The sequence below is a fragment of the Lachnoclostridium sp. Marseille-P6806 genome (assembly GCF_900625025.1).
In the GTDB taxonomy this organism is placed as follows: Bacteria; Bacillota; Clostridia; order Lachnospirales; family Lachnospiraceae; genus CAG-791.
Genome location: NZ_LR130590.1, coordinates 1 through 22,538, shown reverse-complemented (window position 1 = coordinate 22,538; position 22,538 = coordinate 1). Strand labels below are relative to the sequence as shown.

Genomic DNA, 22,538 nt, shown 5'->3' with positions numbered 1-22,538 from the left:
CCTTAGAGAGTATGAGGTAGATAGGCCTGAGGTGTAAGCACAGCAATGTGTTCAGCTGACAGGTACTAATCGGTCGGACGCTTATCCTTTGGATGTGCCTTGCTCTGGTTCGGTTTTGAGGGTACAATGGTCTCAGTAAATTGGCCTGGTGGTTCAGTTGGTTAGAACGCCGCCCTGTCACGGCGGAGGTCGTGGGTTCGAGTCCCATCCGGGTCGTTTATTATGGGGTCTTAGCTCAGCTGGGAGAGCATCTGCCTTACAAGCAGAGGGTCACAGGTTCGAGCCCTGTAGGCCCCATTCGCAATTTCAGCTGAACGATAGCTCTGATCGCTTTGTAAGTCCGGTGGTTTCGATTTGCCGATGTGGCTCAATTGGCAGAGCAGCTGATTTGTAATCAGCAGGTTATCGGTTCGAGTCCGATCATCGGCTTGTTATATATCATGGATGGGTTCCCGAGTGGCCAAAGGGGACAGACTGTAAATCTGCTGGCTATGCCTTCGATGGTTCGAATCCATCCCCATCCACTTGACTGCGGTTCTGCTGCGGTCGTCAGTACATTCTGATACGCCTGTTGTGTCAGAGTCATACGCATATAGCCACAGGCTTATGTGCCAATAACGCGGGGTAGAGCAGTCTGGAAGCTCGTCGGGCTCATAACCCGGAGGTCGCAGGTTCAAATCCTGTCCCCGCTACTCAGAAAAATGCCCAGATAGCTCAGTTGGTAGAGCAAGGGACTGAAAATCCCTGTGTCACTGGTTCGATTCCGGTTCTGGGCACTTTTTCTTTTCTGAAATGTATTTTGAAATAGCGCGGATATATCGGTTGTTTATCTGATTCTTGTCGCTGAGGCTGTGTCCTCAGTTTTTTTGTGTCTTTTGTGGCCTGTAACCCTGTAATTATTGAATGAAAACACCGGGCTGTTGCACATACAACAGTCCGGTGTTTTTGCTGGCCAAGCCCGCGGAAGACGGGACGGATGTTCGCTGCACAGTCGTTCGTTTCGCGTGCAGGAAACAGCCATGAGAGCCGTTACAGCGAGGTGATCAGCTGTTCGACCAGCTGTGCGCAGTGAACAGCGGCCTTGGCTTCAAATTCATCGTAGGAGACGGCGACGCTCTCATCAGCCTTGTCGGAGATGGCGCGGATGATCACAAAAGGGATATGGTTGAGCCATGCAGCCTGTGCAATGGCGGCCCCCTCCATCTCCGTGCAGTCTGCATGGAACATTTCCCGGATCCAATTCTTTTTTTCCCGGCTGCTGATGAACTGATCGCCGCTGGCAATGCGGCCCTCAAAGACCTGAATATCCGGAGCTGCATTCCGGCAGGATGCCGCCGCAAGCGATCGGAGTGTCTCATCTGCGGGAAAGGCAAGAATTCCCATCTGAGGAAGCTCGCCGGGCTGATAGCCGAATACCGCAGCATCCACATCGTGATACAAGGCGTCCGCAGAGACGACGATATCGCCGATGTTGATATCGTTGTTGAGCGAACCGGCAACGCCAGTATTGAGAACATGCGTCACGTGAAAGCGGTCGACGAGAAGCTGGACGCAGAGGGCTGCGTTGACCTTGCCCACGCCGCTCTGCACGAGTACGACCTCGGTTTCCCCAAGGCGTCCCTCGGAGAACTCCATATTGGCCGCGCGCTCCGTTCGGGCGTTCTGGAGCTTTTCCTTAAGCGCGGCGACCTCAACGGCCATTGCGCCGATAATTCCGATTTTCATCATCTTGTAGATAACCTCTTGTGTATTGAGTTTTTATTCATGCCAGATCATGCCCCGTAGCTTGCTGCGGAGTATTTGAATCCTATGCCGGTAAGGGTGTTTTATTCGGGATAGACGAGGTGCTCCTCGCTGATACCGTACAGGGTGTTGTCGAGATAGCGGGCGGCGAGCCATTTTGCCATGGGCAGATTCTGATCCAGATAGTTGCCGCAGTCACGGGCAGCCGCGCCGGGGATATCGCCCTCGTAATCCCGGATGAATTCAAACATTCCGGTGACCAGCGGAACGATGTCGGAGGAGCTGAGATCTCCTGCGAGCAGCAGATAGAAGCCGGTGCGGCAGCCCATGGGGCCGAAATAAACAATTTTATCCTGCCATTCGGGATCGTTTCTTAAGTAGGTGGCTCCCAGATGCTCAATGGTGTGCATGTCTGCCGTATTCATGACGGGCTCCCGGTTCGGGGCGGTCATGCGCAGATCAAAGCTGGTGATCACCGCATTTTCGTAATGATCCTTGCGGGAGACGTAGATGCCCGGCGTAAGGAGCAGATGATTAATGGTAAAGCTCATGATTTTTTCCATATTTTCCTTTCTGCCTGCGGATGGCGGCAGGTACAGCGAAAAAGCTGTGTTTTGTCATTCCGGTTTATTATACGCCAAAAAAGAAAAATAAAAAGGCGGAATCTGCTTGACAGGAGCGGGATAGTTGCTATAATCAATATCAGTAACGGTTACTAATTCTGAAAAGGAGGCTGAATGATTCGGAAGCACAGCAGGCAGCGCGACGCCATTTATGATTTCCTGCAGGGGCGCACGGATCACCCGACGGCCGATCTGATTTATCTCGGCGTGCGGGAGAAGCTCCCGAATATCAGCCTCGGAACGGTGTACCGCAATCTGATGGTGCTCAGAGATGCGGGGCTCATACGGACGGTGGACGTCGGGGACGGCGTGATTCATTTTGATCCGGACATATCGGAGCATAACCATTTCGTCTGTCAGAGCTGCGGCTGTGTGCAGGATCTGGATATGAAGAGCATCGATCTGGTAAAGGACATTGCGGCCGAGAATTTCAGAGGCAGGATTACCGGGTACAGCGCGTATTTTTACGGGGTCTGCGAGGACTGTCTGAAAAAGCAGTCAGAGCAGAAAGAAAAAGTGCAGTAGTTTTCATTCATCAATTATCATCTTACATCTTACACAAAAAGGAGAAGAACTATGAAATTCGTATGTCAGGTATGCGGTTACGTTTATGAGGGCGAGCAGGCACCGGAGAAGTGCCCGGTATGCGGCGCTCCGGCTGAGAAGTTCACAAAGCAGGAGGGCGAGATGACATGGGCTGCCGAGCACGTGGTCGGTGTTGCGCAGGGAGCCAGCGAGGACATCATGGAGGATCTCCGTGCCAACTTTAACGGAGAGTGCTCCGAGGTCGGCATGTACCTTGCCATGGCGCGTGTCGCGCACAGAGAGGGCTATCCCGAGATCGGCCTCTACTATGAGAAAGCAGCCTATGAGGAGGCGGAGCACGCATCCAAGTTCGCGGAGCTGCTCGGAGAGGTGCTGACGGATTCCACCAAGAAGAATCTTGCCATGAGAATTGAGGCGGAGAACGGCGCGACGGCCGGCAAGTTCGATCTGGCCAAGAGAGCCAAGGCGGCGAATCTCGATGCGATCCACGACACCGTGCATGAGATGGCCCGAGATGAGGCGAGACACGGCAAGGCGTTCAAGGGTCTCTATGAGAGATATTTCGGCTGAGCTGCGGCAGTCTGACAGACGGGCCGCTCTGCGTGGGCGTTTCTGAAAGCCAAAGCGGAGCAGAGACGCGGGGGCAGAGAGCATAATAGAGCTGTGCGGAATATGAGAGCCGGGGAGTACTTTACTCCCCGGCTCTTTTGGCGTTCCGGGGCAGCGTGCTATAATAAAAAAACGGACGCGCCGGGCGGCCGTCCGCGTAGCTGACAGAATATCAGGGGGCTGGCGTATGACCTTCAAGCGCAGACTGGTTGTGGCATTTTCCATTGTTCTTCTGGTGCCGCTGTTTCTGACCTCAATCAGCTTTATTGTGATCGGCAATTATCTGACGAGCACAGGGGAAGCGACGCTCCGCCTGCGGGATTATTCCGAGCTCACGGATAATCTTCAGGCTTATGGGGAGATGACCGACTCGATTCTGCGGCGCGTGTACGAGGATATCGGCCGCGACCCGGATGTGCTGGAGGACAGGGAATATCTGGCCGGGATTACCGAGGAGCTGCAGGACAGAAATTCCTTTATTCTTGTCCGGCGCGGAGCGGAAATCTATTACACAGGCAATGAGGGGGCGGCGCAGGAGATTTTTGATCAGCTTCCGGAATACAGCGGTTCATCCGGGATCGGAACCTACGGCTACTATATGGGGAGCGCGGACGAACTGGTCAAGCAGCTCGATTTTCTGTTTGCGGACGGCGCGGAGGGCAGCCTTTTCATCATTACACGGGTGATCACGCTGGTGTCGCACAAGTTTCTGGTGAGCATGCTGCTGGCGATGATTATTGTGCTGCTGGCTACGGCCCTGTTTCTGATCGAATGGCTGCAGAAAGGGGTGATCGAACCGGTCAGCCGCCTGAACGTCGCGATGAGGAACATCCGGGACGGCAATCTGACGTATATGCTGCCGACGACGGAGAATGGAGAGATCGGCGACCTCTACCAGAATTATGAGGATATGCGCCTGCGCCTCAAGGAATCCGCCGACGAGAAGCTGGAACACGAGAAGCAGAACCGGGAGCTGATCCGGAACATATCCCATGATCTGAAAACGCCGATCACCTCGGTAAAGGGCTATGTGGAGGGGCTGATGGACGGCGTGGCCAATACGCCGGAGAAGCAGTCGAAATACCTCCAGACGATTTACAGCAAGGCCAACGAGATGGACCGCCTGATCAACGAGCTGACGCTGTACTCGCGCATCGACAGCGACAGAATCCCCTACAACTTCCACCGCATCAACGTTGCAGAATATTTCGGCGACTGTGTAGAGGAGATCGGGATGGACATGGAGTCCCGGGGGACGGAGCTCAACTACTCGAATCTTGTCCCGCCGGATACCCGCATCATCGCGGATCCCGAGCAGCTCCGGCGCGTCGTCAACAACATCATCGGCAACAGTGTGAAATACATGGATAAGCCGAAAGGACGAATTGATATCCGGATACTCGATGAGCAGGATTCCATCCGCATTGAAATCGAGGATAACGGCAAGGGAATTTCCGCCCGGGATCTGCCGCAGATCTTCGACCGCTTTTACCGCACGGATTCATCGCGCAATTCTGCGCAGGGGGGAAGCGGCATCGGCCTTTCCATCGTCAAGAAAATCATAGAGGATCATGGCGGGTATATCTGGGCGACCAGCCGGGAGGGGGAGGGTACCTGCATGCACTTTGTTCTCCGCAAGTATCGCGAAAACACGGATCAGGACGAGAGTGTGGAAGCGCAGGCGGAAGTGATCGATACCGAATGAGAATGAATATGGCCGGAATTTTGCCGCTGGGGAGAGCGCCCGGCCATATGAGCGGCCGGACAGGGAGGTAAGCATATGGCAAAGAAGAGAATATTGATTGTAGAGGATGAGGAGGCGATTGCGGAGCTGGAGAAAGATTATCTTGAGCTCAGCGAGTTTGAGGTGGAGATCCGCAGCGACGGGGAAGCCGGTCTGGACGCCGCGCTCCATGAAGAGTTCGACCTGATGATTTTGGATCTGATGCTTCCGGGAATCGACGGCTTCGAGCTGTGCCGCCGGGTGCGGGAGAAAAAAAATCTGCCGATCCTCATGGTTTCCGCCCGCAAGGACGATATTGACAAGATCCGGGGGCTGGGGCTGGGAGCTGACGACTATATGACGAAGCCGTTCAGCCCGAGCGAACTGGTGGCGCGGGTTAAGGCGCATCTGGCGCGCTATGAGCGTCTTGTGGGAGCGGGCCAGCCGGAGAACGATATTGTGGAGATCCGGGGAATCCGGATTGACAAGACGGCGCGGCGGGTCTTTGTCGACGGAACGGAAAAAAATTTCACGACAAAGGAATTTGATCTTCTGACCTTTCTCGCAGAGCATCCGAACCATGTTTACTCCAAGGAGGAGCTCTTCCGCGAGATCTGGGACATGGATTCCATCGGGGACATAGCGACGGTCACGGTGCATATCAAGAAGATTCGTGAAAAAATCGAGTATGATACCTCGAAGCCCCAGTATATCGAGACGATATGGGGCGTGGGCTACCGGTTCAGGATGTGAGGGCGTGTATGAGATTTGTATTTGACTGGCAGGAGTATGCAGCGCGGGCGCGCCAGATGGCGGCGGAGGGAGCTGTGCTTCTTAGAAATGAGGATGGGGCGCTTCCGCTTCGGGAGAACGAGTGCGTCTCGTTCTTCGGGCGCTGCTCGTTTGAATATTATAAGAGCGGGACGGGATCCGGCGGCATGGTCAACGCGCCCTATGTCGTCTCGATTCCGGAGGGGCTTTGCCGCAGCGGAAAGGTTCGCATCAATGAGGCGCTCCGCGAGCGGTACCTTTCATGGATTGCGGAGCACCCCTTTGATAAGGGCCCGGGCTGGGCGCAGGAGCCGTTTTCGCAGCAGGAGATGCCGCTGACGGAAGAGCTCGTTGCGGAAGCGGCGGCGGTCTCCGGGACGGCGATTGTCGTGATCGGCCGATCAGCCGGCGAGGACCGGGATGCGGTGTATGCGGAGGGGAGCTATCTTCTCTCCCCGGCGGAGCGGAATATGCTTCGCCTTGTCTGCGGGGCGTTCCGCCGCACGGTTGTGCTGCTCAATGTCGGTAGCATCATGGACATGAGCTGGGTGGCGGAGTACCGTCCGCAGGCGGTTATGTATATCTGGCAGGGCGGTCAGGAGGGCGGAAACGCGGCGGCCGATCTGCTGACCGGCACGGTGAGTCCCAGCGGAAGACTGTCTGACACGATTGCGGAGGATATCAAAGACTACCCTTCAACCGCGCATTTCGGTGATCCGGCGGAGAATGTCTACGCCGAGGATATCTATGTGGGCTACCGCTATTTTGAGACCTTTGCGAAAGACAGGGTGCTCTATCCTTTTGGCTTTGGCCTCAGTTATACGAGCTTTGCCATGCGGACGACGGCTTTTGCGGCGGTCGGAGAGGAGATCCGCCTTGGCGTATCGGTGAAAAACACCGGGAGCTGTCCCGGCAAGGAGGTCGTTCAGGTCTACTATCAGCCGCCGCAGGGCGCGCTCACGAGGCCCCGCAGGAATCTTATCCGCTTAGGAAAAACACAGTGCCTTGAGCCGGGGGAGGAGCAGGAGCTTCGCTTTGTATTTTCGGTGGAGGAGATGAGCGCCTACGACGACACGGGGGCGACCGGCCGCCGCTCCGCATGGGTGCTGGAAGCCGGCAGCTACAAAATTTATGTCGGAAGTGATGTGCGCCGCGCCGCCTATGCCGGAAAGTACACAGCCCATGCTCTCCGCGTCACAGAGCAGCTCGAGGAGGCCTGCGCGCCGGCAAGGCCGTTTGATCGCATGATCATAGCCGGCGATCCGGATGCGGACAGGCCGGAGATCGGCTATGAGCGCGTGGCGGCGAGGATGTCCTCCGCGGCAAAGAGGATCGCGGAGCGCAGGCCGGAGGCCGAAGCCTGCACGGGCGACCGCGGAATCCGCCTTGCGGATGTCCGCGGGGGAAGATATTCGATGGAGGAGTTTCTCGCGCAGATTCCGGATGAGGAGCTGATTCCGATCACACGCGGCGAGGGGATGTGCTCCCCGAAAGTTACGCCGGGTGTGGCGGCGGCATTCGGCGGTGTGACAGAGGCTCTGAAAGGCTACGGAATCCCGGTGGCTGCCTGCGCGGACGGACCCTCCGGCATCCGCATGGACAGCGGAACCATGGCGTTCAGCAGCCCATCGGGCACGGCGATCGCCTGTTCTTTTAACACCGCGCTGACGGCGCAGCTCTATGAATATGTGGGCAGAGAGCTGCGGATGAATCATATCGATACGCTGCTCGGGCCCGGCATCAACATTCACAGGAACCCGCTGAACGGGCGTAATTTTGAATATTTCTCCGAGGATCCCTATGTGACCGGGACGATGGCGGCGGCAGAGCTTCTGGCGATGCACCGGAGCGGAACGACGGGAACGATCAAGCACTTTGCCTGCAACAATCAGGAGACGAAGCGCTCCCGCGCGAACCCTGTTGTCTCGGAGCGTGCGCTCCGGGAGATTTATCTGAAGCCATTTGAGATCGCGGTGAAGCAGGGGGGCGCATACAGCATCATGACGACCTACGGCCCTCTGAACGGGATATGGACGGCAGGAAATTATGATCTGAATACGGCGGTTCTCCGCGGCGAGTGGGGCTATGCCGGGATTGTGATGACGGACTGGTGGGCGGAGATCAGCGACGATGCGGGCGGGCTCAGCCGCACGTTTACGGCGCAGATGATCCGCGCGCAGAATGACCTCTATATGGTGGTCAATGATGCGGAGACGGGCATGCCGGGGGATAACGCGGCGGCGGGGCTTTCATCCGGCGTCTTCACGCGGGGAGAGCTGGTGCGGAGCGCGGCGAATATATGCCGCGTGCTCATGAACATGCCGGCGATGGATTTTCTGCTCGGTGAGACGGATGAAATTGAGGAGAGGAACCGCCCGGAGACGGAAATGGGAGCGGTGTACCCGCAGCCGGAGGCGGTCTGCGAGGCAGGGGGCTGCGAGCTCGATGCCTCGGGCCTTGTCACGCAGGGCGGGAGCGCCAATATATACAGCGTTCGCATCCCCGAATCCGGGAGCTATCGCATGATCTTCACGCTTCGCTCGGAGCTGGGGGAGCTGGCGCAGAGTTCGGTCGCCGTTTATGTCAACAATACGATCAAGGGCAGTTTTACGGTCAACGGAACAGAGGGCGGGAGCGTTACGAGAGAGCTTGTCTTTGACTCCAGCCTGCAGCTCTCGAATTATATCAGAATCTATTTTGCACAGAGCGGTCTTTCGGTCGCAGGCATCCGGCTTGTGAAAGAGGAAACGGCGTAAGCGGTATCGGCTGTGGAAAACGGCGACTTCCGGGGGCCGGTCACCAATGCCGGAACGATTGAAGACGGAACATTCCACGGCAAGGTGGAGAACGGCGGAACAATCACGGGCGGCAGCTTTCAGGGCAATGTGAATAACCGTAGCTTCGGGCATATCAACGGCGGCACGTTTGAGGGACGGGTGACAAACAACGGCGGAGCGATGGATGAGGACGCCATGCAGGGCGGCTGGAGAGATCACCAATCCGGGGCTCCCGCTCCGGCGCCGGCTCCGGTTCTGCGGAGCTCCGCCAGAAGCTCCGCGGGATTTGCCGCCGCGGAGAGAAAAGAATTATGGAAGCGGCGATCCTGCGTCACCTCCTCTGCGAACCAGTCCTCCGGGAGGTAGCTCTCAGCCATCGGGAGCGAGGGAAACTCGACCTCCGCGATGACAAGGCCCTGAAACGGCGCGTCAAACACATCGATTTCGGCGGTAAGACCGGAAAAGGCTTCCGGAACCTCCGGGTCCGCCGCCGGAGAATAGCCCTCCGCAAAGCGGGGAGAGGCAAGCGGCAGGAGATAGCGCGTTTTGGAGATTACGTTGCCGTCGGCCTTGCGGAGAAGCCTTTCGCAGGCCTCTTCGGTGAGCGGCAGGTTATACTCCTCGTGCGAGAGCATGCCGGAGCCCTTGCAGGTCAGATAATACCGCGTATCCTCCCGGCGGACGCGCACCACCGGCGATACGGAGAGATAGCCCTGCATGATGACATGCTTTGCCAGCAAGCGGAGGGAACAGGGAAGCCTGTTCGGCCCGAGGATGGTGAATTTGCGCTCAATTTCCATAGACCAGCTCCCGGACGGCGCGCGGCCTCGGCGCGGGCTCCGCGCTCTTTTCTCCGTCCCGCAGCGCATCCCGTTCTTTTTCGGCAAGATGAAGACTCCGGGTGAGGAACTGCATCAGATCCTTGCGGGTGACGATGCCGATGAATGCACCGCTGTCATCGGTTACGGGGACAAAGTTCTGCGAAGTGGCGGCGTGGATCAGATCCTCGATTGCAGCGTCGGCCCGCACCGGAAGATAGTCGCGGCGGCGGGCAATGCTCATCAGCGGGATATCTTCGGCCTTTTTCAGAGAGAGGTCGTAGTGTTCCTTGATGGCGCGGAGCAGATCGCCCTCGGTGAGCGTGCCGCAGTAGTAGCCGGTGCGCTCATTGATGATCGGGACGGACGCAAACTGATGGGCGTCCATTTTTTCCATGACCTGCCGGAGCGTGTCCGTGTCATAGACAAAATTGACCTCAATTTTCGGGGTCAGGAAAAACAGAATATTCACGATGCCGAAGCCCTCCCCGGAGTGTATACAATCTGCGCGGCCAATGTGTCGGCTGCCTCGCTGCCGAGATAATGGCTGACGATTTTCAGCGCGAAGGGGATGGAGCAGCCCATGCCGCGGCCGGTGATGATATTGCCGTCCTGGGTGGCGGGCTCACGGGTCAGAACGGCTCCCGCCATGTTGCTCTCCTGTCCGGGGAAGCAGGTGGCGTGTTTTCCCTCCAGCATGCCGAGCCCCGCGAGGATCGTCGGCGCGGCGCAGATGGCTGAGATCCGGCGGCCCTCCGCAAAGAAACGGCGGAGCTCCCGGATCAGCGTTTCGCAGTTTTGCAGATTGGTCGTGCCGGGCATGCCGCCGGGGAGCACGAGCATGTCGAGCTCGTCGAAATTCAGCCGGTCGACGGTAGTGTCGGCGATGATGCGGACGCCGTGCGACGAAAGGACCTCTGGTGTTTTGTTCACCGATACGGTCTGCACCGGGATCCCTGCGCGGTACAGAAGATCAACAACGGTGAGAGCCTCGATTTCTTCGCTGCCGTCCGCCAGAAAGACGGCGGTTTTTTTGTCTGTTTTCTGATGAAAGTCGCTCATATGCAATTCCTCCCTGCAAAGGTTTCCGTGTGGAGTCTGCCCGGCGCCGGAGCGGCCGGCGGAGCATGAACTTACTTTATATTATAGCGGGAAACCGTTGTCAGTTGATGAAAGCTTTATGAATTATTTGAAAACAGACGGGGCTTTTCTTATAATTGACAGAACGATAGCGGATGGAATAAAGACGAGCCGGGCGCGGCGGGAAAGGCAAAGGGAACCGGAGGATATGCGTTGCAGAGCGGCAGTGTTTGACATGGACGGCACGATACTCAACACGGCGGGCGATCTTACGGATGCCCTGAATTACGCCATGCGTGAAACCGGCCATCGTCATGACTACACGGAGGAGCAGGTGCGCGGCTTTGTCGGAAGCGGCATCCGCACGGCGATCGGGCGTGCCTTTGACGAGGAACGGCGGGGGCTGGCGGCCCGGCAGGGCGCGGCGGAAACGGAGCTTTCTCGTTCCTTTGACGCGGCGGAGACGGATCGCGTGCGGAACGTCTTTCTTCCGTATTATGAGACGCACTGCGACGTCCGGACGGACAGCTACCCCGGGATCCGTGAGATGATCCGTGCGCTCCGGGAGCGGGGCATTCTCACGGCGGTGGTCTCGAACAAGCCTGACGCGGCGGTGAAGAAGCTGGCGCAGGATTATTTTGAGGGACTTTTTGATCTCGCGGTCGGGGAGCAGGCGGGAATCCGGAGAAAACCTGCGCCCGATATGACGGAAAAGGCGCTTGCGGCGCTCGGAATCCGCAGGGAAGAGGCGGTCTATATCGGCGATTCGGAGGTCGATCTGGAGACCGCGGCGAATGCGGGCCTGCCCTGCATCGGCTGCGCGTGGGGCTTCCGGGGCGCTGCGTTTCTCCGGGCGCACGGGGCGGAGCTTCTCGCGGAGAGCGCGGAGGACGTCCGCAGGATCGTTCTCGGCATGGAGGATTGATATGCAGGAAGAGAAAGCAGCGGTGGGAAAACCGATTCTGTGGATTGTTATTCCGTGTTATAACGAGGAGGCTGTGCTCCCCGTCACGGCGCCCCTGTTCCGGAAAGAGCTTGCGGAGCTCATGAATACGGGACGGGTCTCCGGGAAGAGCCGCATTCTGTTTGTCAACGACGGCTCGCGGGATCGGACATGGGAGATCATCCGGGATCTGGCGGCTGGGGACGAGCATTTTATCGGCATTTCACAGAGCCGCAACCGCGGGCATCAGAACGCAGTGCTTGCCGGCCTCATGGAGGCGCGGGAGAAAACGGACATCACCATCTCGATCGACTGCGACGGGCAGGACGACATCACGGCCATGGGCGAGATGGTCGACGCATATCTTGAGGGCGCGGAGGTGGTTTACGGCGTCCGGTCGAAGCGGGATACCGACAGCTTTTTCAAGCGCTTTACGGCGGAGGGCTTCTACCGCCTGATGAACCGGATGGGGGCGGAGCTGGTTTTCAATCACGCCGATTACCGCCTGATCAGCTCCCGCGTGCTGGATTCCTTTGCGGATTTTCATGAGGTGAACATTTTCCTGCGGGGACTCATTCCGCTGGTGGGGTACCCGAGCGCGCAGGTGAGCTATGAGCGGGCGGAACGGATGGCAGGCAAAAGCCATTATCCGCTGGGGAAGATGGTGGCGCTGGCCTTTGACGGGGTTACGAGCCTGTCGGTGCGGCCGATCGCCGTCATCACCGGCTTCGGCTTTGCCGTCAGTGTGGTCGGCTTCATCGGGATACTCTGGGCGCTCATCATGACGATGGCCTCCCGCGCGGTGGCCGGCTGGGCGTCGACGGTGTGCATCATCTGCTTCCTCGGCGGGATACAGCTCCTCAGTCTCGGCGTGATCGGGCAGTATGTGGGCAAGATCTATATGGAAACCAAGCAGCGCCCCCGCTATATCATCAGTGAACGCACATGGGAGCCGTCGAAGCGGCATTATAAAGGATGAGGCGGCATGCGTCTGGATAAGTTTCTTGCGGATATGGGACTCGGCTCGCGAAGTGCTCTGGGAAGGGAAATACGGGACGGTGCGGCGACGGTAGGCGGCGAGACGGTCCGTCGGCCGAACACGCCGGTGAGCGCGCAGGATGAGGTTTTGTGGCACGGCGAGCGCATCTTCTATCAGGAATTTGAATACTATATGCTGAACAAGCCGGCTGGCGTCCTCACGGCGACGGAGGATCGCCGCCAGCCCACGGTGCTCGATCTGATGATCCCTGAGAATATGGCGGATGCCGGCGCAGGGGCAGGCGGGGGCGGCATGCGGCGGGATCTTTTTCCGGCGGGACGGCTTGACCGGGATACGGAGGGGCTGCTGCTGATTACGAACGACGGCGGACTGGCACATGCTCTTCTTGCGCCGAAGCGCCATGTGGAGAAGGTCTATGAGGCTTGGCTTGACCGCCCCGCGACGGAGGAGGACGCCGCGCGCTTCGAGGAGGGGCTCCGGGTGGACGCCGCCCTCACGGCAATGCCGGCAAAGCTCGAGCTTTCGGTCACGGAGCCCTGCCGCGTTTTTGTCACGCTGCAGGAGGGCAAGTTTCATCAGGTGAAACGAATGTTTGAGGCGGTGGGAAAAACGGTCGTTTCTCTGAAGCGCCTGTCGATGGGCCCGCTCCGTCTGGATCCCGCGCTCCTCCCGGGAACTTTTCGGTCGCTCTCGGAGGCGGAGCGAGATGCGCTCCGTGAGATCGCCCGCGCGGGAAAGAAAGCAGACGGGGATGCTTAAGCTATGAGAATGCCGATTGCATTGAGTGAAAAAACGCTTACGAAAGAGGAGCTCATCGCCGACCGCCGAAAATGCCGGCGCTACGATCAGTGCGGGCTGGGCGAGCGGGCGATCTATATGGGGAGCGTCATGCATCCCCGCAGATATTACATTCCGTATGAAGCGGTATCGCACGTCTACAAGCGGGTGGCCGCAAGCCGTCTGGGCGGCCGGGGCTTTCTTGCCCCGATTCTCTATCTGGTCGTGCGCTACGACGGGGGCCGGGAGCAGCAGTGCTCGTTCCGCTATCTCCGGGACTGCGACGGGATGCAGAACGAGCTGGAGCGCCGCCATCCCGGCATCTGTCTTCTCAGTCCGGCGGGCGAGGCGCGGCAGAAAGAGAGGGAGGCGCTTGCGGCAAAAATTGCGGCAAATGAGCTCTCAGAGGCGGGAAAGCAGGCCCGCAGGCAGCTTGAAAAGGCCCGATGGACCGTGTGCCGGCAGCCGGTGCTCTATGAGAGGCTGGCAGCCATGGCGAAGCTGAAGCGGCGGGCGGACAATATCCGCCCGGTTTATCCGAGGATCGCTCTGTCGGTTCTTGCGGCCGGGGCGGCGCTGTCGCTTCTGGGGCTGTACCGGATGTACGCGGAGCGGAGCGGGAGGGGCCTTGTCGCCGCGCTGCTCGGCATCATGCTCATGGCGGTCATGGTGAACAGCCGGGCGCTCCCGAGCCGGATGACGGACCGGAAGCGGAGAAAGCGCGAGTATGAGGAGGCGCTTGCGGCGATGGAGCAGGCGCTTGGGGACGCTCCGGAATTTCCCCTGCCGGCCTGCTACGCCCATCCGTATGTATGCGACCGGCTCATCCGGATTGTGCAGGAGGAGAGGACGGAAACCATTCCGGAGGCGCTCGCGGTTCTCGAGGAGGAGCTGCGCTCTCTGGATTCCGGCGTGGTGCTCACCGGGGACGATTACCGCGAGGTGGTGACGATCAAGCCGCTGTTTACCTGCTGCGACGACCCGAAAATATAAACAAAAGATAAGATTATAAATAATTTATAAAATTATTCGATTGAAACAGGCCCGGATTCGCGATATGATATCACTTAAATATTGAAAGTCATATGGATTCTGTATCATAAACAGAGTGCTATGACCGGAAGGAGGACCGGATGTTAACATTTATCATTGGTCTCGTGATTCTTATCGGAGGCGGCCTCTGCTACGGTAAGTTCTGCGAGAACGTCTTTGCTCCGGACGACCGGGAGACACCGGCGTATGCGAGGCAGGACGGAGTGGACTATGTGCCGATGAAGACATGGCGCAACAGCCTGATCAATCTGCTGAACATTGCGGGCACAGGGCCGATACTCGGACCGATTCAGGGAATCCTCTTCGGACCGGCGGCTTTTCTTGCGATTCCGATCGGAAACGTCATCGGCGGCTCCATGCACGATTATTTCTCGGGAATGATCTGCACGAGAGACGGCGGCACGCAGATGCCCGATTTCGTAAAGAACTATACGAACAAGGCGATTTATGTGCTCTATGATATCTTTATCTGTGTTCTTCTTCTGCTTGTCGGCGCGGTGTTCATCTATACGCCCGGCGACATCGCGACCACGCAGGTGTTCAAATGGTCCGGAGCTCCGACCGACCCCACCACGTGGATTGTGTACCTTGTGATTTTTGCGTATTATCTCGTCGCGACGGTTCTGCCGATCGACAAGCTGATCGGCCGGGTGTATCCGATTTTCGGCGCGATCCTGATCTTTTCCGCCATCGGCATCTTCATCGCGATCTTTGCCAAGGGCTACCCGCTGAATGAGATATGGGAGCCGTGGAACATGGCGGGCGCGGCGATCACCGGCGTCGGCGCGGACGGCGCGGCGGTCGAGCTCGTGGAAAAGGGCTTCCGGTACGGCGACTATTTCAATGCGAGCCACTTTGTTCCGGTATTCTTCCTGACGGTCGCCTGCGGTATTCTGTCCGGCTTCCACAGCACGCAGACGGCGCTGGTCGCCCGCACCATCGAGTCCGAAAAGAACGGGCGCACGGTGTTCTACAACATGATGCTCGTCGAGGGCTTCATCGCGATGTGCTGGGCAGCAGGAACCATGGCGATGATCAATCTCGGCGCAGAGGCGGGCGGTCTGTCCATGATGGGCAGCAAATATCTGCAGCTTGCCGCAGAGAACAAGGCGGTGGTGGACGGCGCGGTGCAGGCCTCCTACATTGCCGGCGACAACGGGCTGTTCTATCATGTGATCGGCGCGGCGGCGGTGACCGGCGTTCTGTGCCGCAATGCACTGGGCAACATCGGCGGCACCATTGCGCTGCTCGGCGTCATCATTCTTCCGATTACCTCGGGAGATACGGCGCTGCGTGCGCTGCGGCTGACGCTGGCGGATTCCCTGCATATCAGACAGGAGAACAACAAGCAGCGTCTGGGACTTGCGGTTCCGATCTTTGCGCTGGTATTTATCATTCTTGTGTGGGCGAAGTTCAACAGCAACGGCTTCAACATGCTGTGGAGATATTTCAGCTGGGCGAACCAGATGATTTCCATGTTCGCGTTTGCCTGCGTGGCGGCGTACCTCTATAAGCAGGGCAAGGCGAGGTTTGTCTGGATCCCGATGGTTCCGGCCTGCTTCTATGCGTTTGCGACCTGTGCGTTTCTTGTGCACGATCCGACGCAGTCCGGCCGGGAGATGATGTCGTGGACGGCGGCGTACGCGGTGGCGGCGGTCTGGACGGTATGCTACCTCGGCTTCTGCATCTGGAACGGCAGACAGCAGGCGAAAAAGGCCTGATTGCAGGAAAAATCAGAACGAAGAGCCGTTCGGCGCAGCAGCGCCGGGCGGCTTTTTTGGACGGGCGGCGTTCTGCCCGTCCGGATCGGAGGACGCGATGGACCGCAGGGATATTTTGGATTTTCTGCGCCGGGAGGGAGTGTCGGAGCACATCCTCTCCGAGGTGGAATATTTCCGCAGCTTTTATCAGCTCAGGGAAGAGATGCAGGGGCGGGTTCCCGAGCCGCTGTATCACTATTACGGAAAGGAAATCTGGGAGCAGGCGCTGACGACGCTGCTCGCCGGGGAGCATCTTCTTCTCGTCGGGCCCAAGGCGACGGGAAAAAACGTTCTCGCACAGGGCCTTGCCGCGGCGATGAACCGCCCGCAGTGGGATATTTCCTTTTACATCAACACGGATGCGGGGGCGCTGATCGGAACGGACACCTTTGAGAACGGCGCGGTGCGGCTGCGCAGGGGGCCGGTTCTTCGCTGCGCGGAGGAGGGGGGCTTCGGCGTTCTGGATGAGATCAATATGGCCAGAAACGAATCTCTGGCGGTGCTGCATGCGACGCTCGATTTCCGCCGGGTCATCGACGTGCCGGGCTATGAACGGGTCAGGCTCCATGAGGCGGCGCGCTTTATCGGAACGATGAATTACGGCTATGCCGGGACGCGGGAGATCAATGAGGCGCTGGCGTCCCGCTTTATGATTCTTCAGATGCCGGTTATTACCGAGGAGAGCCTGCAAAAGCTGATAGGGGACAAGTACCCGGCGCTGCGGCAGGATTACCGGGAGCAGTTTGCGCAGCTGTTCAGTGATATCCGCCGGAAGTGTGAGGGCGGCGAGATATCCGCGGGGGCGCTCGATCTGCGGGGTCTGCTCGCCTCCATCCGCATGATGGAGCACGGGCTTACGGCGGTGCGCGCGCTTGAGCTCGGCATAGTGAACAAGTGCTTTGAGGAATATGAGCGCCGTCTGGTCAGTGATCTTCTGGCGGTCCGTTTCCCCGGGGATCTGGGGAAAGAGGAGCTTTTTGAGAGAACCTGAGCGGACAGGGCAGTGAGAGCGGCAGCGGATGGAAATACGGGAATTTGAGAAAAAACGGGCGGCAAACTTCATATGGAACAGTGCGCACGACTACACGATCGAGACCGGCTTCCGCGTTTACGATGAGGAGGGACGCGCGGATGTGTACTGGAACAGCGTGATCGGCGCGATCCACCGGCATTACGACTGGGCGGCGCTGATGCGGTTTTACGCGAGCTTTCACGAGACGGTGGATCAGGGGAGCTATGAGAGTCTGTTCTGGCTTGCGCTGGAGAATGCCGTTTTTGAACGGGAACGGACGATGCGGCCGGTATTTCCGTATCTTCGCAGGCGGTACGCGGAGCGGCGGATCGGCTCGCTTGCCGGGCAGATTTCGGAGGATGCGGCAGGGCAGAGGATTCTTGCCGTCACCTACGGACACTTCCGGAGAGCGCTGGGGCGGGACGCCGGGCTTCCGGATCTCGTAGATGTGCATCTTCTTGATGCTCTGGAGCTCTCCGGAGAGGCTGACACCGGAGAAATCATAGAGCGGCTTACGGAGACGCTGAAAAAATACTTCGGCTTTGATCCGTACGGGCCGAGGTTTCTTCCCGGCGGGAGGGGCTTTCGCAGTCCTCTGCGCCGGCTCTCCCTGCGGAGGCGTAAGAGAGCGCCCGCGGACGGAGATCCGGGAGCGGCGCGGGGGCCGGTGCGGCGGCTGTCTTTCGGTTACGGAGAGCATGTGTCGGAGTACGGAAGCGCGCGTTGGGATCAGAGCGGTCTTCGCGCGGCGTTTGCCGCCGGTGCGGCGCAGGCAGGAGACGGCTCCCGGGAATATCTCTCCGCCTGCTTCGGAAGAGCGCTTCCCGGCGAGGCCGAGACGGCGCGGCTTCAAAGGGAATACTGCTGCGGAAATCATGCGGGCATAAGGCTCCATATCACGCGCGGAGAGGCAGATTCTGAGGCGGGCGGAGCGATGTCCGAGACAAGGAGGAGCTATGCGGGGAAGCTCCGGGAGGAGGCGCTGCGCCAGAGAGAGCACAACGAGCAGTCGTTCCGGGCGGGAGAGAGCGTCTTTCGCGTGCAGATCATGCGGCTGACCGCAAGGCTCCGGAACTCGCTGCTGTCACGTCTTGACGAGCGGTCCCTGCGCGGACAGACGGGGACGCTAAACGGCGGGCGGGTCTGGCGGGCACTGTATTTGGGCGATAACCGGATCTTTGAAAAAACGGCCCGCGAGGATGCCGGCAATCTGACCGTGGATCTTCTTCTGGACGCCTCGTCGTCGCAGAGACCCCGGCAGGAGACGGTGTCGGCGCAGGGTTATATGATCGCGGAGAGCCTTGACAGGGCGGGGATTCCGGTCCGCGTGTCCTCTTTCTGTTCGCTGAGCGGGTATCTTGTGCTGAATATTTACCGGGACTATCATGAAAAGGGACGGAACCGGGAGATTTTCCGGTATTTCACGGCAGGGGCGAACCGGGACGGGCTGGCGGTCCGCCTCGCGGCGGGGCTTATGAGGGACAATTCGGCGGAGCACCGGATCCTCATTATCCTCAGCGACTGCAGCCCCAACGACGCGGCCGGCATGCAGGGGCCGGCGGGGAACAGCCGGGATTACACCGGGGAGCTCGGGGTCGAGGATGCGGCGGCCGAGGTTCATGCGGCGAGAATGGCGGGCATCACGGTGCGGAATGTGTTTACGGGCGGGGACGCCGCGCTCGGGAACGCTCGCCGGATCTACGGCGCGGATTTCATCCGGATCCGCGGACCGGAGCAGTTTGCCGAGGCGGTCGGGACGATGCTGACGGACTGCATCCGGTTGTTATAGTGTGAAAAATCACGCTGATGCGCTGATCTGCTCCGTGAGCGAAAAGCGCAGTTGCGTAGTGGGACGGCACGAGACGCGAAGCGGCTCGCATCTCTGCGCGCTGGCGCAGAGATGTTGCACACGGCTATTTGGGTCGAAGCCAAATAGCCCTGATCGCAGCTGTAAAACCGCCTGCGCGGATCTTACAGCGCGTGCCTCGCTGAGGAACGCTTCGGCATGGAGGATTAGTATGACGGGCGATGGAGAACAGGGGGAATGAAAATGTTTTTTCTCTTTGCGAAAAAGGTGACGCTGGTCAACACGAACAGCAAAAAGGAGCTGAAAGAAAAGGAAGAGAAGCTGCGGGCGGCAGGAATCCGTGTGAATACATGGGCGACCGAGGAGCTTCCCGTGATGGGCGGCGCGCACATGAAGAGCGCGGACTGGCAGCATCTGGGGGACCGCAATAAGGATGATCAGCGCATCGTCTATCATCTGGAGGTGGCGGCGAAAGACCAGTACCGCGCCATAGAGCTGCTGCTGGGCGGCGCAGAGCCGCCGGAGGGCTTTATCCCGTAACCGGCGGTTTTTTTATTCCGTGGCCGGCCGGAGGGCTTTATCCCGTGATTGGTCGGGGGCTTTATTCCGTGACCGGCAGGGGCTTTTTCACGTCCGCGGAGGCAAACAGCGGGGTGGGGGCCTCATCCGGAGGGTAGAAGATCCGGTTGTCGGCGAGCTCCTCGTATTCCTGTCCATGGATATCAAAGATGCTGACGGAGCAGTTTTTCGGGAAGCCGGGCTTCCAGAAATCCGAGACGGGCCATCCGCGCAGATTCAGCTTCATGCTCTGGCCCCATGCGCCGTGCGAGACGACCATGATCCGCTTCGGGGCGTTCGGGAGAAGAGAGGCGGGGACCAGCACCTCAAGGAGAAAGCTCCGGGCGCGCGCCGCCAGCGCCTCGATGCTCTCGGCTCCCTCCGGCGCTTCATAGCGCTCCGGCGCCTCGGAGAAGAGGCGGAAGCTCTCAGGGAGCGCCGTGACCACACAGCCCTCATAGGGGCCGAAGTCGATCTCCCGGAGCCGATCGTCCGTGAAAAGGGGGATGCTTCTTCCCGCGCGGATCAGCTCCGCGGTCTCCCTTGCGCGGGAGAGCGGGCTTGTGTAAATTCTGTCAAATTCTGTATTCCGCAGTGCGCGGCCGGTCAGCGCGGCGGCGCGGCGGCCGTTTTCGTTGAGAGGGATGTCCCTCTGTCCCTGTACCTTTTTCGCGGCGTTCCAGTCGGTTTCGCCGTGCCGTATCAAGTATAATTTCATGTCAAACCTCAATTAGCAGAGCAGCTCCCGCATGGGAGCGTATCGGGCCTTTTTTACGTCACAGCATGTCGATCCGCCGCAGAAAGGTCTCGACGATCCGGCGGTATCTCTCCCGGTCCGTGAGGAGGGATTCCGCGTGTTCGGCGCCCGGGATGAGATGGAGCTCGGAAAGCCCTTTTGTGACGGCCTGCATCCGGACGGAATTTTCGCAGGAGATGAAGCTGTCGCGGTCCCCGTGGATGAAGCAGATCGGGACGGTGTTATCGCGGAGCTGATCAATGGGCCGGACGGCCGTGAACGAGTAGCCGAAGCGGAGCCGACAGGCCAGCGAGGCCGGATATACGAGCCAGCCGGGGAGTTTCATCTCGGAGCGGAGCTTCCCCGCGAGCACGTTCACCAGATCGGCGTAGCCGCAGTCGTTGACGATAAAACGGATGTCCGGACGGTACCGCAGCGCCATGATCTGGAGGCCGGAGCCCATGGACTCGCCATGTAGTCCGATGCGGATATCCGGGCCGCGGCGGCGGAAGCAGTCCTCGATCTGGGCGATCAGATCTCTTGATTCGACGACGCCCATGGTACAGTCGGTGCGCGGATTGCCGCCGTGCCCCCGGCTGTCATAGATGACGCAGTGAAAGCCCAGCGAGTGAAAGAGCAGGGCGTAGGGCACGCTGCCGTAATAGTTGATGGTGTAGCCGTGCGAGCAGATCACATAGCGGTCGCTTGGAACTGCGGCGGGCAGAAAGATCGTGTGGAGCTCGCAGCCGTCAAAGGAGCCGACGGAATATTCCTCTTTCGGGAGCGCGTCAAAATCGCCGAGGAGATCCGCCTTTATGAGACGGCCGCGGATCTCTTCGAGGGAATTGCAGCCGGGACGCGATACCTTTGCGGCAAGCAGGAAAGAGAGCGCGCACAGGAGAACCAGAAAAATCAGAAGCAGCGAAAAAAGAATGCCGGGGAACAAAGTGATCATAGAGCGTCTTGTTTTTCCTCCCGAAATTCAGTGCGGCCGATTGTCTCGTTCATGCTGCCCGTCCGATAGCCGTCGAGATCCATTGTAACATAGGTGAAGCCGATTCTGCGGAGCTCCCCGGCAACCGCGGCGCGCTTTGCAAAGAGCACGGGGAGAGCCTCCTCCGGCACCTCGATGCGGGCCATATTGCCGCCGTGGATGCGGACGCGGAGCTGACGGAAGCCGAGTTTCATGAGGTACTGCTCGGCATTCTCCACCATGCGGAGCCTCTGCGGGGTGATCCGTTCGCCGTAGACAAAGCGCGAGGCGAGACAGGCAAAGGAGGGCTTGTCCCATGTGGGGAGCCCCAGCATGTGCGAGAGCGCGCGGATATCCTCTTTGGTGAGCCCGGCCGCCCGGAGCGGGCTTTCGACGTCGAGCTCGGCGATGGCGGCGAGGCCGGGGCGGTAATCGTCCAGATCATCGAGATTGGAGCCCTCGGCGACATGCGGGATGCCCTTTTCCGCGGCGAGCGCGAGGATGCGGGAAAAGAGCTCCCTTTTGCAGAGGTAGCAGCGGTTCTCGGGATTTTCCGCAAAGCCCCCGACCGAAAACTCGTCAAAATCGACCTCGTACTGCGTGATCCCCTCGGAGAGAGCGAACTGCTTCGCCTCATCCAGCTCTTTTGCAGGGAAAGAGGAGGCGCGCGCCGTGATGAGGACAGCGCGGTCGCCCAGTACATCGTGCGCAGCCCTCGCAAGAAAGGCGGAGTCTACGCCGCCGGAAAAAGCGACGGCAAGGCTCCCGAGGGAGCGGAGCTGCTCCTTGAGAGTGCGGTAGCGTGCGAGCAGAGCGTCGTCCGGTAGCGGGCTTTCCTGCGCCGGAGCGCTTTTTTTCAGGGGTTCGGGAGCCTGCGCCGGAGAATGTACGGAGTCAGTGCGTGTCATGGAAACGGTCCTTTCTGCTGGGGAAAACGGTTCTCCCGCGGCATCCATCCGGAATGATGTCGGTGCGCTGCCGCCAAATGGCAGCTTTCTCATGATTCATCTTAATGCAGAGCGCGCTGTCTGTCACGACGGAAATATAATGACGATAGCGTCAAGTTACTGTAGGACAGTAAGTGTCAGATCAAGCACCCTGCCCATTGAAAACTATATATCCCAGAGATGCCAGCGAATGGCCGCCGTCTTTCTGGCTGTTCCATCTGCTATGGATGCACGAAATACCTCACTGTATTTCCCAAGCTCTCCGCGATGGCTGTTCTCACT

21 protein-coding genes, 6 tRNA genes and 1 rRNA gene are annotated in these 22,538 nt (G+C 59.1%); 20 read left to right on the top strand and 8 right to left on the bottom strand.

Annotation, left to right across the window (positions count from 1 at the left end):
* From E0E20_RS13010 to E0E20_RS12980, 7 genes are all read left to right on the top strand, one after another.
* Nucleotides 1–89, top strand: a 23S ribosomal RNA gene (locus E0E20_RS13010); the annotation flags it as partial.
* 53 nt (nucleotides 90–142) lie between these two features.
* Nucleotides 143–216 (top strand) — tRNA-Asp (locus E0E20_RS13005).
* 8 nt (nucleotides 217–224) lie between these two features.
* Nucleotides 225–297: transfer RNA gene (locus E0E20_RS13000), tRNA-Val, on the top strand.
* A 59-nt stretch (nucleotides 298–356) separates the two neighbouring features.
* Nucleotides 357–429, top strand: a tRNA-Thr gene (locus E0E20_RS12995).
* A gap of 13 nt (nucleotides 430–442) precedes the next feature.
* Nucleotides 443–524: transfer RNA gene (locus E0E20_RS12990), tRNA-Tyr, on the top strand.
* 94 nt (nucleotides 525–618) lie between these two features.
* Nucleotides 619–692 (top strand) — tRNA-Met (locus E0E20_RS12985).
* Nucleotides 693–703: 11 nt separating this feature from the next.
* Nucleotides 704–776, top strand: a tRNA-Phe gene (locus E0E20_RS12980).
* Nucleotides 777–1,029: 253 nt separating this feature from the next.
* On the opposite strand, the gene E0E20_RS12975 is transcribed toward E0E20_RS12980, so the two are convergent.
* Together E0E20_RS12975 and E0E20_RS12970 are read right to left on the bottom strand one after the other, a co-directional pair.
* On the bottom strand, nucleotides 1,030–1,728 hold the full coding sequence (locus E0E20_RS12975; protein ID WP_207302881.1) for a 5'-methylthioadenosine/adenosylhomocysteine nucleosidase: 699 nt from the start codon (nucleotides 1,726–1,728) through the stop codon (nucleotides 1,030–1,032).
* A gap of 98 nt (nucleotides 1,729–1,826) precedes the next feature.
* Nucleotides 1,827–2,306: an S-ribosylhomocysteine lyase gene (locus E0E20_RS12970; RefSeq protein ID WP_130838607.1), complete on the bottom strand. Its 480-nt coding sequence runs from the start codon at nucleotides 2,304–2,306 to the stop codon at nucleotides 1,827–1,829.
* Nucleotides 2,307–2,480: 174 nt separating this feature from the next.
* Here E0E20_RS12970 and E0E20_RS12965 point away from each other — a divergent pair, with 174 nt between their 5' ends.
* The 5 genes from E0E20_RS12965 (at nucleotide 2,481) to E0E20_RS12945 (ending at nucleotide 8,771) form a co-directional block, all read left to right on the top strand.
* Nucleotides 2,481–2,891, top strand: a complete 411-nt coding sequence (locus tag E0E20_RS12965) for a Fur family transcriptional regulator (RefSeq protein WP_130838606.1) — start codon at nucleotides 2,481–2,483, stop codon at nucleotides 2,889–2,891.
* A 51-nt stretch (nucleotides 2,892–2,942) separates the two neighbouring features.
* A complete protein-coding gene (locus E0E20_RS12960; protein WP_130838605.1) occupies nucleotides 2,943–3,482 on the top strand; it encodes an NADH peroxidase in 540 nt (179 codons plus the stop codon).
* Nucleotides 3,483–3,708: 226 nt separating this feature from the next.
* Complete coding sequence (locus tag E0E20_RS12955) at nucleotides 3,709–5,226, top strand: sensor histidine kinase (RefSeq protein ID WP_130838604.1); 1,518 nt, start codon at nucleotides 3,709–3,711, stop codon at nucleotides 5,224–5,226.
* A gap of 75 nt (nucleotides 5,227–5,301) precedes the next feature.
* Entirely contained in the window at nucleotides 5,302–5,997 is a 696-nt protein-coding gene (locus E0E20_RS12950) for a response regulator transcription factor (protein WP_130838603.1), read from the top strand.
* Nucleotides 5,998–6,005: 8 nt separating this feature from the next.
* On the top strand, nucleotides 6,006–8,771 hold the full coding sequence (locus tag E0E20_RS12945; RefSeq protein WP_130838602.1) for a glycoside hydrolase family 3 C-terminal domain-containing protein: 2,766 nt from the start codon (nucleotides 6,006–6,008) through the stop codon (nucleotides 8,769–8,771).
* A 236-nt stretch (nucleotides 8,772–9,007) separates the two neighbouring features.
* On the opposite strand, the gene E0E20_RS12940 is transcribed toward E0E20_RS12945, so the two are convergent.
* From E0E20_RS12940 to E0E20_RS12930, 3 genes are read right to left on the bottom strand one after another with little or no spacing between them, the layout of a single operon-like run.
* Nucleotides 9,008–9,592: a CYTH domain-containing protein gene (locus tag E0E20_RS12940; protein ID WP_242622800.1), complete on the bottom strand. Its 585-nt coding sequence runs from the start codon at nucleotides 9,590–9,592 to the stop codon at nucleotides 9,008–9,010.
* Nucleotides 9,582–10,082 carry a CBS domain-containing protein gene (locus E0E20_RS12935; protein WP_130838601.1) on the bottom strand — a complete coding sequence of 167 codons (501 nt, stop codon included), beginning with the start codon at nucleotides 10,080–10,082 and terminating at the stop codon, nucleotides 9,582–9,584. Before E0E20_RS12935 ends, E0E20_RS12940 begins: the two co-directional genes overlap by 11 nt.
* Nucleotides 10,079–10,672 carry a DJ-1 family glyoxalase III gene (locus tag E0E20_RS12930; protein ID WP_130838600.1) on the bottom strand — a complete coding sequence of 198 codons (594 nt, stop codon included), beginning with the start codon at nucleotides 10,670–10,672 and terminating at the stop codon, nucleotides 10,079–10,081. The genes E0E20_RS12935 and E0E20_RS12930 overlap by 4 nt, the downstream gene beginning before the upstream one ends.
* A gap of 118 nt (nucleotides 10,673–10,790) precedes the next feature.
* Here E0E20_RS12930 and E0E20_RS12925 point away from each other — a divergent pair, with 118 nt between their 5' ends.
* From E0E20_RS12925 to E0E20_RS12890, 8 genes are all read left to right on the top strand, one after another.
* Nucleotides 10,791–11,615: an HAD family hydrolase gene (locus tag E0E20_RS12925; protein ID WP_242622799.1), complete on the top strand. Its 825-nt coding sequence runs from the start codon at nucleotides 10,791–10,793 to the stop codon at nucleotides 11,613–11,615.
* A gap of 1 nt (nucleotide 11,616) precedes the next feature.
* Nucleotides 11,617–12,612 (top strand): glycosyltransferase family 2 protein, encoded by a 996-nt coding sequence (locus tag E0E20_RS12920; RefSeq protein WP_130838599.1) that lies wholly within the window; start codon nucleotides 11,617–11,619, stop codon nucleotides 12,610–12,612.
* Between the two features lie 6 nt (nucleotides 12,613–12,618).
* Nucleotides 12,619–13,392 carry a pseudouridine synthase gene (locus tag E0E20_RS12915; protein WP_130838598.1) on the top strand — a complete coding sequence of 258 codons (774 nt, stop codon included), beginning with the start codon at nucleotides 12,619–12,621 and terminating at the stop codon, nucleotides 13,390–13,392.
* Between the two features lie 3 nt (nucleotides 13,393–13,395).
* The gene (locus tag E0E20_RS12910) at nucleotides 13,396–14,403 is read left to right on the top strand and encodes a hypothetical protein (RefSeq protein ID WP_130838597.1); all 1,008 of its coding nucleotides are present in this window, start codon (nucleotides 13,396–13,398) and stop codon (nucleotides 14,401–14,403) included.
* Between the two features lie 140 nt (nucleotides 14,404–14,543).
* The gene (locus tag E0E20_RS12905; RefSeq protein ID WP_130838596.1) at nucleotides 14,544–16,184 is read left to right on the top strand and encodes a carbon starvation CstA family protein; all 1,641 of its coding nucleotides are present in this window, start codon (nucleotides 14,544–14,546) and stop codon (nucleotides 16,182–16,184) included.
* A 97-nt stretch (nucleotides 16,185–16,281) separates the two neighbouring features.
* On the top strand, nucleotides 16,282–17,214 hold the full coding sequence (locus E0E20_RS12900) for an AAA family ATPase (RefSeq protein WP_130838595.1): 933 nt from the start codon (nucleotides 16,282–16,284) through the stop codon (nucleotides 17,212–17,214).
* Nucleotides 17,215–17,242: 28 nt separating this feature from the next.
* Nucleotides 17,243–19,024: a hypothetical protein gene (locus E0E20_RS12895; protein WP_130838594.1), complete on the top strand. Its 1,782-nt coding sequence runs from the start codon at nucleotides 17,243–17,245 to the stop codon at nucleotides 19,022–19,024.
* A gap of 255 nt (nucleotides 19,025–19,279) precedes the next feature.
* On the top strand, nucleotides 19,280–19,582 hold the full coding sequence (locus E0E20_RS12890; protein ID WP_130838593.1) for a hypothetical protein: 303 nt from the start codon (nucleotides 19,280–19,282) through the stop codon (nucleotides 19,580–19,582).
* A 61-nt stretch (nucleotides 19,583–19,643) separates the two neighbouring features.
* Here E0E20_RS12890 and E0E20_RS12885 read toward each other — a convergent pair whose 3' ends face one another.
* From E0E20_RS12885 to larE, 3 genes are read right to left on the bottom strand one after another with little or no spacing between them, the layout of a single operon-like run.
* Nucleotides 19,644–20,318, bottom strand: coding sequence for a histidine phosphatase family protein (locus E0E20_RS12885; RefSeq protein WP_130838592.1), 675 nt, complete (start codon nucleotides 20,316–20,318; stop codon nucleotides 19,644–19,646).
* Nucleotides 20,319–20,376: 58 nt separating this feature from the next.
* Nucleotides 20,377–21,291: an alpha/beta hydrolase gene (locus E0E20_RS12880; RefSeq protein WP_130838591.1), complete on the bottom strand. Its 915-nt coding sequence runs from the start codon at nucleotides 21,289–21,291 to the stop codon at nucleotides 20,377–20,379.
* Entirely contained in the window at nucleotides 21,288–22,217 is a 930-nt protein-coding gene (gene larE, locus E0E20_RS12875) for an ATP-dependent sacrificial sulfur transferase LarE (protein WP_130838590.1), read from the bottom strand. The genes E0E20_RS12880 and larE overlap by 4 nt, the downstream gene beginning before the upstream one ends.
* Nucleotides 22,218–22,538: the final 321 nt, after the last annotated feature.

What these genes read in the sequence shown, in the direction of transcription:
- E0E20_RS12930 (WP_130838600.1), bottom strand. Translation starts at nt 10,672, where the DNA reads ATGAGCGACTTTCATCAGAAAACAGACAAAAAAACCGCCGTCTTTCTG.
- E0E20_RS12920 (WP_130838599.1), top strand. Translation starts at nt 11,617, where the DNA reads ATGCAGGAAGAGAAAGCAGCGGTGGGAAAACCGATTCTGTGGATTGTT.
- E0E20_RS12900 (WP_130838595.1), top strand. Translation starts at nt 16,282, where the DNA reads ATGGACCGCAGGGATATTTTGGATTTTCTGCGCCGGGAGGGAGTGTCG.
- E0E20_RS12925 (WP_242622799.1), top strand. Translation starts at nt 10,791, where the DNA reads ATGAATTATTTGAAAACAGACGGGGCTTTTCTTATAATTGACAGAACG.
- E0E20_RS12965 (WP_130838606.1), top strand. Translation starts at nt 2,481, where the DNA reads ATGATTCGGAAGCACAGCAGGCAGCGCGACGCCATTTATGATTTCCTG.
- E0E20_RS12950 (WP_130838603.1), top strand. Translation starts at nt 5,302, where the DNA reads ATGGCAAAGAAGAGAATATTGATTGTAGAGGATGAGGAGGCGATTGCG.
- larE (WP_130838590.1), bottom strand. Translation starts at nt 22,217, where the DNA reads ATGACACGCACTGACTCCGTACATTCTCCGGCGCAGGCTCCCGAACCC.
- E0E20_RS12975 (WP_207302881.1), bottom strand. Translation starts at nt 1,728, where the DNA reads ATGATGAAAATCGGAATTATCGGCGCAATGGCCGTTGAGGTCGCCGCG.
- E0E20_RS12970 (WP_130838607.1), bottom strand. Translation starts at nt 2,306, where the DNA reads ATGGAAAAAATCATGAGCTTTACCATTAATCATCTGCTCCTTACGCCG.
- E0E20_RS12940 (WP_242622800.1), bottom strand. Translation starts at nt 9,592, where the DNA reads ATGGAAATTGAGCGCAAATTCACCATCCTCGGGCCGAACAGGCTTCCC.
- E0E20_RS12890 (WP_130838593.1), top strand. Translation starts at nt 19,280, where the DNA reads ATGAAAATGTTTTTTCTCTTTGCGAAAAAGGTGACGCTGGTCAACACG.
- E0E20_RS12880 (WP_130838591.1), bottom strand. Translation starts at nt 21,291, where the DNA reads ATGATCACTTTGTTCCCCGGCATTCTTTTTTCGCTGCTTCTGATTTTT.
- E0E20_RS12905 (WP_130838596.1), top strand. Translation starts at nt 14,544, where the DNA reads ATGTTAACATTTATCATTGGTCTCGTGATTCTTATCGGAGGCGGCCTC.
- E0E20_RS12895 (WP_130838594.1), top strand. Translation starts at nt 17,243, where the DNA reads ATGGAAATACGGGAATTTGAGAAAAAACGGGCGGCAAACTTCATATGG.
- E0E20_RS12910 (WP_130838597.1), top strand. Translation starts at nt 13,396, where the DNA reads ATGAGAATGCCGATTGCATTGAGTGAAAAAACGCTTACGAAAGAGGAG.
- E0E20_RS12885 (WP_130838592.1), bottom strand. Translation starts at nt 20,318, where the DNA reads ATGAAATTATACTTGATACGGCACGGCGAAACCGACTGGAACGCCGCG.
- E0E20_RS12945 (WP_130838602.1), top strand. Translation starts at nt 6,006, where the DNA reads ATGAGATTTGTATTTGACTGGCAGGAGTATGCAGCGCGGGCGCGCCAG.
- E0E20_RS12955 (WP_130838604.1), top strand. Translation starts at nt 3,709, where the DNA reads ATGACCTTCAAGCGCAGACTGGTTGTGGCATTTTCCATTGTTCTTCTG.
- E0E20_RS12915 (WP_130838598.1), top strand. Translation starts at nt 12,619, where the DNA reads ATGCGTCTGGATAAGTTTCTTGCGGATATGGGACTCGGCTCGCGAAGT.
- E0E20_RS12960 (WP_130838605.1), top strand. Translation starts at nt 2,943, where the DNA reads ATGAAATTCGTATGTCAGGTATGCGGTTACGTTTATGAGGGCGAGCAG.